This window comes from Brevundimonas sp. (genome assembly GCF_018608325.1).
Classification (GTDB): Bacteria; Pseudomonadota; Alphaproteobacteria; order Caulobacterales; family Caulobacteraceae; genus Brevundimonas.
Genome location: NZ_JABAZW010000096.1, coordinates 21,432 through 36,071, shown reverse-complemented (window position 1 = coordinate 36,071; position 14,640 = coordinate 21,432). Strand labels below are relative to the sequence as shown.

11 protein-coding genes are annotated in these 14,640 nt (G+C 66.0%); 7 read left to right on the top strand and 4 right to left on the bottom strand.

Going from position 1 to position 14,640, the window contains the following annotated elements; translation table 11 throughout:
- Positions 1-323, top strand: a 323-nt coding sequence (locus QZ281_RS09530; RefSeq protein WP_292227625.1) for an ATP-binding cassette domain-containing protein, incomplete at its 5' end; no start/stop codon positions are given.
- A 72-nt stretch (positions 324-395) separates the two neighbouring features.
- Positions 396-1,157, top strand: a complete 762-nt coding sequence (locus QZ281_RS09525; RefSeq protein WP_292227623.1) for a class I SAM-dependent methyltransferase — start codon at positions 396-398, stop codon at positions 1,155-1,157.
- A 189-nt stretch (positions 1,158-1,346) separates the two neighbouring features.
- On the opposite strand, the gene QZ281_RS09520 is transcribed toward QZ281_RS09525, so the two are convergent.
- The 3 genes from QZ281_RS09520 to QZ281_RS09510 are packed head-to-tail and all read right to left on the bottom strand — an operon-like array spanning position 1,347 to position 6,123.
- On the bottom strand, positions 1,347-3,089 hold the full coding sequence (locus QZ281_RS09520) for an AMP-binding protein (protein WP_292227621.1): 1,743 nt from the start codon (positions 3,087-3,089) through the stop codon (positions 1,347-1,349).
- The gene (locus QZ281_RS09515; RefSeq protein ID WP_292227618.1) at positions 3,053-4,714 is read right to left on the bottom strand and encodes a tannase/feruloyl esterase family alpha/beta hydrolase; all 1,662 of its coding nucleotides are present in this window, start codon (positions 4,712-4,714) and stop codon (positions 3,053-3,055) included. The genes QZ281_RS09520 and QZ281_RS09515 overlap by 37 nt, the downstream gene beginning before the upstream one ends.
- Positions 4,715-4,722: 8 nt before the next feature.
- The gene (locus QZ281_RS09510) at positions 4,723-6,123 is read right to left on the bottom strand and encodes a glycoside-pentoside-hexuronide (GPH):cation symporter (RefSeq protein ID WP_292227616.1); all 1,401 of its coding nucleotides are present in this window, start codon (positions 6,121-6,123) and stop codon (positions 4,723-4,725) included.
- Positions 6,124-6,237: 114 nt separating this feature from the next.
- On the opposite strand from QZ281_RS09510, the gene QZ281_RS09505 reads away from it, so the two are divergent.
- Positions 6,238-8,172, top strand: a complete 1,935-nt coding sequence (locus QZ281_RS09505; protein WP_292227613.1) for a cellulase family glycosylhydrolase — start codon at positions 6,238-6,240, stop codon at positions 8,170-8,172.
- A 43-nt stretch (positions 8,173-8,215) separates the two neighbouring features.
- On the opposite strand, the gene QZ281_RS09500 is transcribed toward QZ281_RS09505, so the two are convergent.
- Complete coding sequence (locus QZ281_RS09500; RefSeq protein ID WP_292227610.1) at positions 8,216-9,826, bottom strand: carboxylesterase family protein; 1,611 nt, start codon at positions 9,824-9,826, stop codon at positions 8,216-8,218.
- Positions 9,827-10,013: 187 nt separating this feature from the next.
- On the opposite strand from QZ281_RS09500, the gene QZ281_RS09495 reads away from it, so the two are divergent.
- The 4 genes from QZ281_RS09495 to QZ281_RS09480 form a co-directional block, all read left to right on the top strand.
- Positions 10,014-10,634, top strand: coding sequence for a TetR/AcrR family transcriptional regulator (locus QZ281_RS09495; RefSeq protein ID WP_292227608.1), 621 nt, complete (start codon positions 10,014-10,016; stop codon positions 10,632-10,634).
- Positions 10,635-10,683: 49 nt separating this feature from the next.
- The gene (locus QZ281_RS09490) at positions 10,684-11,046 is read left to right on the top strand and encodes a hypothetical protein (protein WP_292227606.1); all 363 of its coding nucleotides are present in this window, start codon (positions 10,684-10,686) and stop codon (positions 11,044-11,046) included.
- Positions 11,047-11,132: 86 nt separating this feature from the next.
- Positions 11,133-14,399 carry a family 78 glycoside hydrolase catalytic domain gene (locus tag QZ281_RS09485; protein WP_292227603.1) on the top strand — a complete coding sequence of 1,089 codons (3,267 nt, stop codon included), beginning with the start codon at positions 11,133-11,135 and terminating at the stop codon, positions 14,397-14,399.
- Positions 14,400-14,409: 10 nt separating this feature from the next.
- Positions 14,410-14,640 (top strand): AMP-binding protein (locus QZ281_RS09480; protein WP_292227600.1); only part of this gene is annotated, 231 nt, incomplete at its 3' end.

The window sequence follows — 14,640 nt, the reverse complement described above, 5'->3', positions numbered from 1 at the left end:
CGCTGGAGGCTGTCGGGCTGGGGCATAGGCTGAAGAACCGCCCGGATTCCATGTCTGGCGGTGAACGCCAGCGGGTCGCCATTGCTCGAGCCTTGGCCAAGCGTCCGCAACTGATCTTCGCCGATGAACCGACCTCGGCGCTGGATTCGACCAATGGCCGTCAGGTGGCGGAAATGCTGCGGACCACGGCGCTGGAGGATGGCGTCGGCGTGATCTGCGTCAGCCACGATCCGCGTCTTGAGGTCTATGCCGACCGCGTGGTGCGGATGGAGGACGGGCGCATCACCGATCCGGGTGTGCATAAGGAAGCCTTCACCGGCTGACGGCCTGCCCGCCTGCGAACGAATGCCCCGGCGGGGTGTTCTGGTTTTGAAACGGCGATGAAGGGTGCAGCCATGACCGTCCACGACAGCGCGACCAAGGGTTATGCCGTGGGGGCGCAGACCTATGTGCGCGGGCGGCCCGGCTATCCGCCCGAGGCGTCCGAATGGCTGCGGGACGTGGTCGGGCTGGCGCCGGGCAGGCGAGTGCTGGATGTCGGCTCAGGCACGGGCAAGTTCCTGCCGCTGCTGCGTGACAGCGGCGCGGACCTGATTGCGCTGGAGCCGGTCGCGGCGATGCGCGAGCAACTGGCGCAGGCCAATCCCGACGTCGAGGTTCTGGCCGGGGCGGCGGACAGCATTCCCTTGCCGGACGCCTCGGTCGATGCCGTCGTTTGTGCGCAGGCCTTCCACTGGTTCGCGACCAGGGAGGCGCTGGCGGAAATGCGTCGGGTTCTGAAGCCCGGCGGGGTGCTGGGCCTGATCTGGAATGTGCGCGATGAGACCGTGCCTTGGGTGTCCGCCCTGTCGGACATCACCGACGCTCTGAACGCCGACACGCCCCGCTATCGCACCGGCGAATGGCGCAAGGTCTTCCCCGCAGAGGGTTTCCGCGAACTGGACGAGCGCCATGCGGTCAACAGCCACGTCGGACCGGCGGATCAGGTGGTGGTCGCTCGCACCCTGTCGGTCAGCTTCATCGCCGCCCTGCCGCCTGAGCAGCAGCAGAAGGCGGAACAGGACGTGCGCGACCTGATCGCCCGCACACCTGAGCTTCAGACGCCAGAGGTCGCCTTCCCTTATCGGACGGTGATGGTCGCGTTCGCCAAGACCTAGGGCCAATCGACATTCAGCCGCTCGAAATCTTAGATCGTCATTCCGGGGCTGAGCGAAGCGAAGAACCCGGAACCCAGGGTTACAGTCACACCGCTGGATGCATTCGATGCCAGATGCCAGCCTCCTGGGTTCCGGGTTCGCCCTGCGGACGCCCCGGAATGACGGTTGGGGGCTGAATATCGATTGAACCTAGCCAGCGGCGGCTTTCAGTTCCTCGACCATCATGTCGCGCATGACGAACTTCTGGATCTTGCCCGTGACGGTCAGGGGGAATTCGGTGACGAAGCGGACATGGTGGGGCAGCTTCTGGTGGGCGATTTCGCCCCGGCAGAAGTCGAGCAACTCCTCACGCTCCATCGTCTCGCCATCGACCAGACGGACCCAGGCACAGACCTGTTCGCCGTAGCGGTCGTCCGGCACGCCGAAGACCTGAACATCCTGAATCTTGGGATGGCGGTACAGGTATTCCTCGATCTCGCGCGGGTAGAGGTTTTCGCCCCCGCGAATAATCATGTCCTTCAACCGCCCAACGATCTGGCAGTAGCCTTCCTCATCAAAGGTGGCCAGGTCGCCGCTGTGCATCCAGCCTTCGGCGTCGACAGAGGCGGCGGTCTGTTCCGGGTCGTTCCAATAGCCGATCATGACCGAATAGCCGCGCGTGCACAGTTCGCCTGGCTGGCCCCAGGGCAGGATGGCGCCATCCGCGTCGATGATCTTGCATTCGACGTGGGGGTGGATGCGGCCCACGGTGGATACGCGCCGCTCCAGCGGATCATCACCGCCGCTCTGGAAGCTGAGCGGGCTGGTTTCGGTCATGCCATAGCCGATGGTGATGTCGCGCATATGCATCCGGTCGATGACCTTCCGCATCACCTCTATGGGGCAGGGCGATCCGGCCATGATGCCGGTGCGCAGCCGCGTCAGGTCGAACTCGGCGAAACGGGGATGCTCCAGTTCGGCGATGAACATAGTCGGCACCCCGTACAGGGCCGTGCAGCGTTCCGCAGCGGCGGCCTCCAGCGTCGCCAGGGCATCGAAACCCTCGCCGGGGAAGACCATGGCCGCGCCGTGCGACAGGGCCGCCATGACGCTGAGCACCATGCCGAAGCAGTGATACAGCGGCACCGGCGTGCAGATGCGGTCATCCGGCGTCAGGGCCATCGCCGCCCCGGCCAGATAGCCGTTGTTCAGGATGTTGTGGTGGCTCAGGGTCACACCCTTGGGCCGCCCGGTGGTGCCGCTGGTGAACTGGATGTTGATCGGATCGTGACAGGTCAGGCCCGCCTCGACCGCGCGCAGGTCATTCAGGCCGGACGCATGACCCAGGGCCTCGACGGCGTCAAAGCCAGTGGCCCCCGCCAGCGTCGGCGTCTCCATCTGGATGACCAGTTTCAGGTCGGGCAGGCGGCGTGCGTTCAAGCCCAGAGGCGCGGGTGCGTCCAGTTCTGGGGCCAGAGTGCGGATCAGGGCGGGATAGTCGCTGGTCTTGAACGGGGGCGACAGGATCAGGGCGCGGCACCCGACCTTTTTCAGCGCATATTCCAGCTCATCCAGACGATAGGCCGGGTTGATGGTGGTCAGGATCAGTCCGGCCTTGGCGGCGGCGAACTGGGTGATGATCCATTCGACCCGGTTCAGCGACCAGATGCCGATGCGGTCGCCGGGGCGCAAGCCAGAGGCCAGAAGCCCGGCGGCGAAATCCTCGACCCGCCGGTCCAGTTCGCGCCATGTCAGGCGGACATTCTGCGCCGTGCAGACGACGGCTTCGTGATCGCCCCAGTTCAAGGCCGCCTGACTGAGGGCGGCCCCGATGGTGTGTGTCAGAAGAGGGGGCTGGGTGGAGCCCCGAACGCGACTCTGCATGTTCAACTCCATCTGGCTTCCAGCCCCTGTTTTCAGCTTTTCGTCGTCGGGGGAGGCGGAACGACGCATTCGAAGTTCGCCTCGTCATTGGTCGCGCCTTCTCCCTTCCAGCGCGCCACGGCCGGATAGGCGCACAGCGGGCGGGTGCTGAGGGCGCGGCCGGTCGGCATGTTCAGCAACTGCGCCAGATCATTTGTGTATTTGCTGGCGACGATCCGGTCCGGCGCAGGCCCGCCCTCGACCCAGGCGTCCAGCACGCCCAGACTATCGAAGGTGTTAGGTCCGGGGCCGCTGAAGCAGTGGCCCATGGCGGGCACCATGAACAGGCGGGCGAAGGCGTCCGTCTGGGCCTCGCCCATGGTTTCGCGGACATTCTCGAAATACTGGATGGTGCCTTCGGCGGGCAGGGCTGCGTCGTTCCAGCCGTGGTACATCAAAAGCTTGCCGCCCGAGGCCTTGAAGGCGCTCATGTCCGGGTGGTCGGAATCGGTGACGTGCGCCATCCGTTCGCGCACAGTGTCGAAATCCTTGTCGAAGTCGAACTGGCTCAGTTGCCAGTCGGCCTGATTGAACACGAAGTTGGCGAAGAAGGAGCGGGCGAAATCAGGGTGCTGGGCCTCGTCGCCCGTGATCCACAGATCCCATCCTGAACGCTGGGCCTCGCCGCCCGGTGCAAAGCCCGGATAGAGGGAGGCGCCGGTGACGCCGCGACGCGGGCCGCCGTACAGGCCCTTTAGCCCCTCCAACTGCGCGGGGGTCAGGCAGCCTTCGCTGGCGTCATTGCTGCACAGGACGGTCGCCGGATCGAAGCGGCAGATGCGCGGGTCTTCGATCACCCCGTCCTTGACGCCGTCCAGTTCGTCGCAGGCGGCGAGGGCGGCGGACTGGATGCGGGCCAGATTGGCGGACTTCAGACGGCTGTCCGGGTTCTGGTGCGACATCTTCCAGGACCAGGCGAAGGTGGTCATCAGATGGGTCCAGGCTGCGCCCGGCGCGCCCGCGACGATGCCGTCGAAGTCGTCGGGATAGCGTTGCGCCGCCATCAGGGCTTCACGCCCGCCGTCCGAACAGCCCTGGAAATAGGACCGCACAGGCGCATGGCCGTAATAGGCCGCGATCACGGCCTTGGCGGCGACGGCGGTGACGTGGTTGGCGCGGTGGCCGAAGTCGATGATCTTCTCGGGCTGGTTCAGCGCCCATGAGGCGTCCTTGCCGTCTGCGCCCGGTTCGGTGTGGCCCATGTCGGTGGCCGCGACGGCATAGCCGCGCGCGATGGTCTGGCGCATGGCCAGTCGGGGCGGGCCCAGCGAACCGCCAAAGCCCGCATTGCCCATGGCCGCGAACTTGCCGTTCCATCCGCCCGCTGCGGGCAGCCAGACCTCGGAATGGATCTCGGAGCCTGCAACCGGCGTCAGGGTCAGGGAGACGCGGCAATAGGCGTTCTCGGCGGGCAGGGCAGGCAGGCCGAAGGCGTCGATCGGCTGGCGATCTCCAGCCTTGACCGCTACGGCGGCGTCGATGCGGGTGTGGGCCAGACGCAGGCCCGTCAGGGCGCTGCAGGCCGGATCGACGGCGGCTGCGGTTTGGGCGGGAGCGGCTGGGGCCTGAGCGGCTGGGGCCTGAGCGTTCGCCGCGCAGGCGACAGCGAGGACCGCCAGTGCGCTGGCTGCGGCCAGATGGGTGCGAAGCTTCATGTGAACCGTCAGACTGGGTTTGAAGGCGTGGCTGTGTCGCCCGACTGCCGGGCGGCGATGTCTTCGACCATCCGGGCGTGAGCCGTACGGTTGATCGGGTAGAACCAGATCAGGCTGGCCGCGATCAGGGTGCCGATCAGTGGCGGCCAGAACATCAGGGTCTTGATGTCGGCCAGGGTCTGGGCGCTCTGCACGATGTTCGGCACATAGCCGATGTGGGTCAGGGCCATGCCCAAGGCGCCCGCGCCCAGACCCAGGGCCACCTTCTGACCCAGAACGGTAAGGCCGAAGACCAGCGACTCAGTGCGAACGCCGCTGCGCCATTCGCCATATTCGACTGTGTCCGGCAGCATGGACCAGAAGCAGACGACATAGGCGGCGGCGCCGATGGCCTGCAGGACAAGGGCCGAAAACAGCATCGGCACGGACTGGCCGTCGATCAGATGCCAGAAGACCAGACCCGCGACGGTCGGCACGGCGCCGACCAGCCATGTGTTGCGCTTTCCGATCAGCCGCAGCGCCACCGCCCACAGGGGCGTGGTGAGCACGATGGTCAGGGCCATGATCCCCAGACCAGCGCTGCCCAAACTGGCGTCTCCTACGACATATTTGAAATAATACAGCAGGTTCTTGGAGAACATTGTGGTCGAGAACGAACTGATCACAATGGCCCCCAGCAGCAGATGCAGGGCGCGGTTGGAGGCCAGACTGCGCATGGCCTCTGCGAACGGACGACGCGGGGCGGGGGCGTCGTGGGCCGTATCCAGACCCCGGCTGCCCCAGACCGTCAGCAGCAGGCACAGGGTGGCGACCACGCCATAGGCGGCGCCCAGAATGATCCAACCGGTGCGGCTTTCCGCCCCGCCGCCCAGAGCAGCGGCCAAGGGAAGGGTCAGGGCGGCGACGATGATGGCGGCCAGGGCGCCGCAGACCATGCGGAAGCCCGTCAGGTCGCCGCGCTGGGCGCTGTCGGTCGTGACACGTGCAAACAGGGAGGCATAAGGAATGGCGACCACGGCATAAAGGCTGCGGAACGCAAGCTGGCTGACCAGGGCGAAGGCGACGGCGCCGAACGCCTGGGCCGTGGGGCCCACGAACAGGACCACGAAGGCCGGGGCCAGCAGGGGGCCGCCGAACATCAGATAGGGGCGATAACGACCCCAGCGGCTGCGCGTGCGGTCAGCAATCAGGCCCACGACCGGGTCCATCGCCGCATCCCAGATCAGGGCGATCATATAGATCAGGCCAGCGGTCTGGGCAGGTAGGCCGATGACGTCGGTATAGAAGAACAACAGGTAGAGCTGCGTCATCTGCCAATACAGATTGCAGCCGAAATCTCCGACGCCGATCGCCAGCTTGCGACCCGCCGAAATGCGCACGGGCGCCGTCACTGGGATATTCCCCGCCATGCCATCCCTCTCCAAGCCCTAGGTTTTTTGGCTGGACTTGCGCCCAGTCGTATTCTTATTGTCCAACTGTATAACGAGTTTTTCGTGAGGTCGATAGGGCGAATGCAGCAACTGATGTTTGACATCGATGGACCCCGGTTTGTCGATGCCCAGGGGCGGCACGCCATCCTGCGCGGGGTCAATCTGGGCGGGGACACCAAGATGCCGTTCGGCCACGACGGGCTGAACCCGCCGCGTGATTTTTCGAACCACCGCGACGTCAGCTTCGTGGGGCGTCCTTTCCCGCTGGATCAGGCGGATGAACACCTGTCGCGGATCAAGGGCTGGGGCTTCAACGTCCTGCGACTGCTGACCACCTGGGAGGCGGTCGAGCACGCGGGGCAGGGCCAGTATGACGAGGCCTATCTGGATTATCTGACCGCCGTCTGCACCAAGGCCAATGACCATGGTCTGGCGGTCTTCATCGACTTCCACCAGGACGTCTGGAGCCGGATGAGCGGCGGCGATGGCGCGCCCGGCTGGGTGTTCGAGGCGGTGGGGCTGAACCTTGCGGCCTTTGACGCCGCCGACGCCGTCCACGTCATGCAGCAGCGGTATGACTATGCGTCCAGCGAGCATCGTCAGGAAGACCGCTATCCGATGATGAGCTGGCCGCGAAACTATCAGATGCCGGTCAACGGCGTGATGTGGACCGCCTTCTTTGCCGGTGCGACCCTGACGCCGGACTGGATCGTCGATGGACGCAATGTGCAGGACTTCCTGCAGGAGACCTATCTGGGCGCCATGCGCGCTGTGGCGGAACGGCTCAGCGATCTGCCGAATGTGCTGGGCTTCGACAGTCTGAATGAACCCGCGCTGGGCTGGGTCGGGCAGAAGGTGTCGGAGCGTCGCGACGGGCCGGACGCCAGCAACGCCACGCCAATCTGGTCGGGGCCGCTGTGGACGCCGCTGGACTGTTTGAAGGCGGCGCGAGGCCTTCCTGTGCGGCTGCCCGTCATGAAGCGCACCGGAATCGGCAAGCCCGAAGCGGTCGGCGAGGCGGATCTGAATCCCAATGGTGTTTCGATCTGGCTGAACGACGGCCCTGACCCGTTCGAGATCGCGGGCGCATGGTCGCTGGTCGACGGCGTGGCGACGGTCGGGGACGAAGACTTCTTCCGCATTCGCGATGGTCGTACCATCGATCACGAGCACGATTTCATGGCCCCCTTCTTCGCGCGGGTTGCCGCCTCGATCCGCAGCGTGCGGGCGGACTGGCTGCTGTTCGGCGAGATGTGTCCCTACCTGATGATTCAGGGCAAGACCTTCCCCCAGCCCATGCCGGAACGCACCGTCAACGCCAGCCACTGGTACGACGTCGAGATTCTGGGGACCAAGCGATACGACCCCGATGCAGCGGGCGATGACCGCAGCCAACGCTATGCCTTCCAGTTGGGCTTTATCCGCGCGATGGGTCTGGCGATGCGCGAGGGCGGGGCGCCGACGCTGGTGGGCGAGTTCGGCATTCCCTACGACATGAATGACGGCGAGGCGTTCGAGCGCTGGGCTGATGGCGATCACGGCGCGGATGTCTGGCGCGCCCATTCGCAGGCGCTGGGCGCCATGTACGACACCATGGACCAGTTGCTGCTGTCCTCGACCCAGTGGAACTATTCGGCGACCAACGCCAATGACCTGCGGATCGGTGACGGCTGGAATCAGGAAGACCTGTCCATCTATTCGTCCGACCAGACGACGTCAGAGAACGACCCCGCTTCGGGCAGTCGTGCGCTGGAAGGCTTCTCGCGTCCCTATGTCCAGCGCGGGCAGGGGGTGATCGCCTCTATGGCGTTTGATGTGAAGTCGCTGCGCCTGACGGCGGTGATCGAGGTGGATGAAACGGTCGGCGGGGCGACCGAGATCTTCGTGCCGAACTGGCGCTATCCCGACGGCGTGTCCCTGTCTCTGTCAGGGGTTCAGGCGGACTGGATCCACGACACCGTCTCGCAGATCGTGCGGGTCAAGGCGTCGGGCGCCGGAAGCCTGAAGATCGAACTGGCCGCCGGATAGGGCGGAAATGGAAAGGGGGGCTGCGAAGCCCCCCTTTTTTACGTCAGCGTGCGGTGGTGCTCAGCGTGTCGCGCAACCGGCCCAAGGCATCCAGACGCTGCGCCTGCGGAACCTGACCGATGGTGATCCCGTCGTTGCCGATCAGCAGGGCGCGGTCGGTGCGGGCGTCATAACGCGGCCAGGCCGGACGGTTGGCGGCGTCCGGGCGGCCGTCACGGGCGAAGGCGACCCAGTAGTCGGCCAGTGCGGCGGCGGTGCGGTTGTCCGCCTCGCTGAAGCTGCCCTTCATGCGGTCCAGATTGTCGAAGCTGAACGGGACGTCGGTGGCGTGGCCTGCGCCAGCCGTGTCGCGCCGCTTTTCTTCCGGCACATAGCCGAAGCTGTAGAGCCAGACGGGACGGTTCTTGTCCGCATCCAGCGCCGCCAGACGACGGGCAGGTTCGGCAAAGGTCAGTTCCGACGGCATGTAGGTGTTCAGGTTTGAACGCTCGCCATAGATGGGCGTCAGGCTGTCACGCGGCAGGTTCATGTCGGCGATGGTGCGGTCGGCGACCATGCCGCGGAACAGGGCGGGCACGACGCCAAGCTCCAGATCGGTCGCGCCGATGATCATCGGCACATCCGCCTGCGCACCCCGCGTGAAGGCGCTCAGAACCTGTGTGGTGACCAGTTTGCCGTCGATGATCGGCCCGGAGAAGGTGTCCTTCTCGGGCGTCAGCAGGTCCAGACGTCCCTTGATCCGTTCGACCGGAATGGCGCGCAGGTCGGCGACGGTGGCGTTGCGCAGGTTCTGGGCCGTGGCGAAGGCGACGCCGACGCTTTCGCCTGAACGCGCATCGCCCGCCGCCTTCAGGTCGGGCCACTGGTCGCGGCCGCCGCCCGACTGGACGATGGCGCGCTGGAACAGGCCCTGCGCCTGCTGGATGTTCATAAGCTGCAGCACCGAGCCGCCGCCCGCCGACTGACCCATGATGGTCACGCGCGACGGGTCGCCGCCCAGCACGGCGATATTGTCATGCACCCACTGCAGGGCCGCGATCTGATCCATCAGGCCGTAGTTGCCGGTGGGGGCGGCACCCGCCTCTGCGGTCAGGGCGGGGTGGGCGAAGAAGCCGAAGCGGCCAAGGCGATAGTTGAAGGTGACCACCACCGCGCCGCGCGCCGCCAGCTTGGCGCCGTCGAAGATCGGCTGGCTGCCCGATCCCATGATGAAGCCGCCGCCGTGAATCCAGACGATGACCGGGGCAGGGCCGCCGGCGCGGTGTTTCGGCGTCCAGACGTTCAGGCTCAGACAGTCTTCGCTGGTCGGCAGGCGGGTCTGGGTGTCGTCCCATGCCGGGCGCGGCTGGATGCAGTCGTCGCCATAGGTGCTGGCGTCGCGCACGTCGGTCCAGTGCGGACCGGCCTGGGGCGCACGCCAACGCAGATCACCGACTGGCGCTGCAGCATAGGGGATGTTCTTGAACGACAGGACCGCGCCTTCGTCCACGCCTTTCAGCGGGCCTTGAACAATGCGGGTTTCGATGGACATGCCCGGCGTGGGGACTGCGGCGATCGGTCCCTGAGCGCAGGCGCCGAGCGCCATCAGGCCGACGCCCAGACAGGCCGTTGTCCAGGCGGTGCGGGATTTCAAGCGGCGACGTGTCTGAACCATCTGCGGTTTCTCCCCGATCAGCGCGGCGGATCACAGTCCGGCGTCTTGGCCTGATCGCTTGCACAATACGCTATGCAGATGCATAACGAATGTCGAGTGGCCTTTGCGGGTTGCGTTTCGGTAGGCTCCAGAATCGGCGTTCCACGAGTTCGCCGGTTCGGATGAATGATGTTTCAGGTGAGCGGTCTTGGCCAAGGTCAACCTTAGGGTCCAGCAACGGGAGGCGACGCAGGCCAGTCTGCTGCAGGCGGCGCTGGAAGTGTTTTCCGAAAAGGGTTTCGATGGCGCCTCCACGCGTGAGATCGCGGCGCTGGCCGGGGCGCACAATGCCCTGATCAAATATCACTTCTCCAGCAAGGACGCCCTGTGGCGCGCCGCCGTGGCCTTCCTGTTCGAACGTCAGGCCAAGGAACTGGCCATGCCGCGTCATGACGACCCGGTCCATGCCGACTTCCGCGCCTATGCCCGTGCGGTGATCCGCGCCGTGGTCCTGTATTACGCCAAACACCCCGAGCACGCCCGCCTGATGGTTCAGGAGAGCATGCGCGACAATGACCGCCTGAACTGGGCCGCCGACACCTTCATCGTCGACATCAGCCGCGTCTCGGGCAAGTTCATCGAAATGTGCAAGCGCGAGGGCATCCTGCCCGACGTGTCGACGCCCGCCCTGGTCTATATCTTCGTCGGCGCGGCCCAGACCTTCTACGCGCTGGCTCCCGAAGTCCGACGCGTCTGGAATATCGATCCTGCCGATCCAGACGTCATCGAGGCGCACGCCGAGGCGCTTGTGAAAGTGCTGGTCCGCTAGTCACGGACACCGGCCAAACCCAGACAGAACACGCTCAAAGGAAACGACCATGATCCGCTCTCTTGCTATCGCCGCCGCCCTGACCCTGACCGCCGCTGCGGCTCCCGCCATGGCTCAGACCCCGGCGCCCGCCGCCGCTCAACCCGCCGCCAAATTCACCGTGGATACGACGATGGCCGAGATCAGCGCCGATCCGCAGGCCAAGGTCGTTCTGGGCGATTTCTTCGAGAAGCGCCGCATCGCCGCTGGCGCACCGGCCATGACGCCGGAAGAATCCGCTGGTCTGGCCGAAATGATCGGCGGCCTGTCCCCGCGCCAGCTGGCCGAGTTCCCGCAGGCCAATCTGGATGACGCTGCTCTGGCTGAACTGGACGCCCTGCTGCGCGCTGTCCCGGCGCACGCCAACCACTAAGATGTTCCGACGACCGGGCGGCGCTTCGCCCGGTCGCGCCCATTACGCGTAACTGACCGCGCAAGCGGCCAACGGGAGAGCCCGCCATGTCGATGCTCAAGCTAGCCGTGGCGGGTTTCGCCTGCCTGACAGTCGCCGCAGGCGCCGCGCACGCCGAGGATGTTGAGGCGACGGATCGTCCCTCTGCTCTGGTCGTCAACGGCGCGCCCAGCCCGCTGGGCATAGACACCCCGAACCCGCGCCTGTCGTGGCGTCCGCCCGCCGCTCGCGCCCAGAGCGCCTATCAACTGCGGGTCGGCGTGTCCGAACAGGCGCTGATGGCCGGTCAGATGGTCTGGGACACGGGCCGTGTCCGCTCCACCACCGACGCCGCCGTCATCTATCAAGGCCCCGTCCTGACCTCGCGTGAGCGCCGGGTCTGGCAGGTCCGCACCTGGGATGCGCGTGGTCGTGCTTCGCCGTGGAGCAATACGGCGTCGTGGGAGATGGGGCTGTTGAACCCGTCCGACTGGACCGGGGCCTGGATTTCGCGCAACGCCGCCGCGCCAAAGGGCTGGTCGGATGCGACCGTCACTGTTGATTTCACCCTGAAGGGCCGTCAGTTCGACGTGCTGTTCCGCGCCTCTCCCGAGGGCAAGACCTATGGCGAGGCCTATGTCTGGCGCATCGGCGAGGATGAGGGACGGGCGGTGCTGAACGCACAGGTGCGCCGCTATCCGGGCGGCACGCGCGCAGGCGTGAACCAGACGTCTCTGAAGAAGATTGATCTGGGCATGACGGCGGACGCCCTGCGTCAGGGGCGTCACAGCCTGAGCATCGAAGCTGTCGGCGACCGGATCGTCACCCGTCTGGACGGGCGCGTGATCGACGAAATGCGCGACGACGCCCAGAAGCGCGGCACGGTGGGCTTCCTGTCCGCCGCGCCTGACGCGGCCGTCATCCACCGTCTATCGATCGTCCCGACCGAGGGCGCGCCGTTCGAGACGACATTCGCCAATGGTGAAAACCCGCTGACGGGCGGCAGTCTGGGCGCGGACGGCCTGATCGTGGCGGCGGGCGTGCCGACCAAGGACATCGTCTTGCCGTTGTCGAACCCTGCGCCCCTGTTGCGTCGGTCGTTCACGGTGGGGCAGGGCGAAATCGCCTCGGCGCGGCTGTATGTGGCGGCGGGCGGCTGGGCCGATCTGACGCTGAACGGCGGGGTTCTGGCGGAACTGCCGATGGCGCCGGGCTGGACCGACTATAGCAAGCGCGTCCTGTACCAGACCTATGATGTGACCAGCCTGCTGAGCGCTGGCGAGAATGTGCTGGCCGCCGAGCTGGGCCGCGCCTGGTATGGCGTGACCGAGCCGAACGAGTGGTATTTCCACAAGGCGCCGTGGCATGCCGAACCGTCTCTGCGCACTCAGCTTGAGATCACCTACGCCGACGGCCGCCGCGAGGTGGTCACGACCGACCGCAGCTGGACGACCGCTGACGGCCCGACCCTGCATGACTCCATCTATGCGGGGGAACGCTATGATGCACGGCGTGAGCCGATCGGCTGGCGCTCGGCGCGTTTCACCGGACAGGGCTGGACCCCTGCACTGGTGGCGAGAGCCCCTGCGGGCCGACTGGTCGCCGCCGCCGCCGATCCGATCCGGCCCATCGAACAGGTGCAGCCAGTGGCGCGCGTCGAGGTTCGTCCCGGCGTCTGGGTGTTCGACTTCGGCCGCATCCTGACGGGGCGTCCGCAGCTGAAGATGACGGGGCCAGCGGGCCGCACCGTCACCCTGGTCCTGACCGAGAAGAAGGCCGAAGACGGATCGGCTCTGGTCGCCAGCGGCCTGATCGACGCCCAGCTGCAGACCTATCACTACACATTTGCCGGGACCGGCGTTGAACACTGGGCGCCGCGCTTCAGCTACGCGGGCTTCCGCTATGTGCAGGTCGAAGGCTTGGGATCGGCGCCGGGCGAGGATTTCGTCACCGCCGAGATCATCCACTCCGACGTGGCCCGCATCGGCGCCTTTGAGAGCGGCAACGCCCTGATCAACCGCATCCAGCAGGCGTCGCAGAACGCCCTGCTGAACAATATGCACGGCCTGATGAGCGATACGCCCAGTCTGGAGAAGAACGGCTGGACCGGCGATGGTCAGGCCTCGGCCTCCGCCGCCAGCGTCAACTTCGGCATGGCGCGGGTCTGGACCAAGTGGCTGGCCGACTTCCGCGACGCCCAGGCGGCCAGCGGGGAACTGCCCGAGATCGTGCCGTCGACGCCCTATTATGGTTTCGACCAGACACCGGGCTGGTCCTACATCTGGGGGCCGACCCCGTCTTGGGATGCGGCCATGTTCGTCATCTCCGACGATATGTTGCGCCACTATGGCGACGAGCGGATCATCGCCGACATGTATGCGAGCCAGAAGCGTCTGGTGGACTACACCTCGAGCTTCATCACCGCTCCCGACTTCGCCTATGCCAAGGGTCTGGGCGACTATGCGGGCAAGGGGCCGTTCGGGCCGGTCGATGCGACGGCTTCGGCCTATTATTTCTATATGGTCTCGATGCTGGGGCGGAACGCGGCGACCCTTGGCAAGACCGAAGACGCCGCCCGCTATCAGGCGCTGGCCGCTCAGGTTCGTGAGGCCTACAACCGCAAATACTGGGATGCGGCGACCCATCGCTATGTGACCCGCGCGGTGGAAAACGGGCCGACCCCGCCGTTCAGCCAGACCCAGAACATCCTGCCGCTGGCCTTCGGCATCGTGCCGGATGGCGAGCAGCAGAACGTCGCCGACGCCGTGGCTGCGGATCTTGAAGCCAATGACTACACCCTGACCATGGGCGTCTATCCGATGCGTTATGGGCTGACCCTGCTGACCGACTACGGCCATGTCGACACCGTCTATAAGGTGGCGACCAAGACGACCCAGCCCAGTTGGGGCTTCTGGCTGGCCAATGACATTCACTCGATGCTGGAAGGCTGGGGCCTGAACTCGCGTTCTTGGAACCACCACTATTTCGCGTTGATCAGCGACTGGTTCTACGAAGGTCTGGCGGGCATCCGCGCCGGTTCGCCGGGCTATGCCGATGTGGTCATTCGTCCGGCCCTGCCGACGGGTCTGGATCAGGCCTCGGGCCGGGTCGTGACGCCGCGCGGCGAGGTGCGCTCGGCCTGGCGCAGGCAAGGGGACCGCGCGGTTCTGGACGTGGTGATCCCCGGTGCGACCCGCGCGGAGGTTTGGCTGCCCAATGGCGGCGAGCGCCTGAAACAGGCGCCGCGCGGCGCGCGTTACCTCAGAAACGAGAATGGACACGCCGTCTATGCGGCGGCCCCCGGCGCAGCTACATTCATCTTCACGCAAAGATGAGTGAAACGATTTGACCCAGACTGTCTCTTCCCTTTCCGAAGCCATCGCCCAGCACGCGCGTGACCGTGGCGACAACGCCGCCCTGATCCAGGGCGATGTGATCCTGAGCTATGCAGGGCTCGACGCCCTGATGAACCGGGTCGTTTCGGCCCTTCAGCGCGACGGCCTGTCGGTTGGCGACCGGGTGGCCCTGCTGGGCGAGCCGGGTGTCGAATACGCCGCCGCCTTCGTGTCGGTGGTT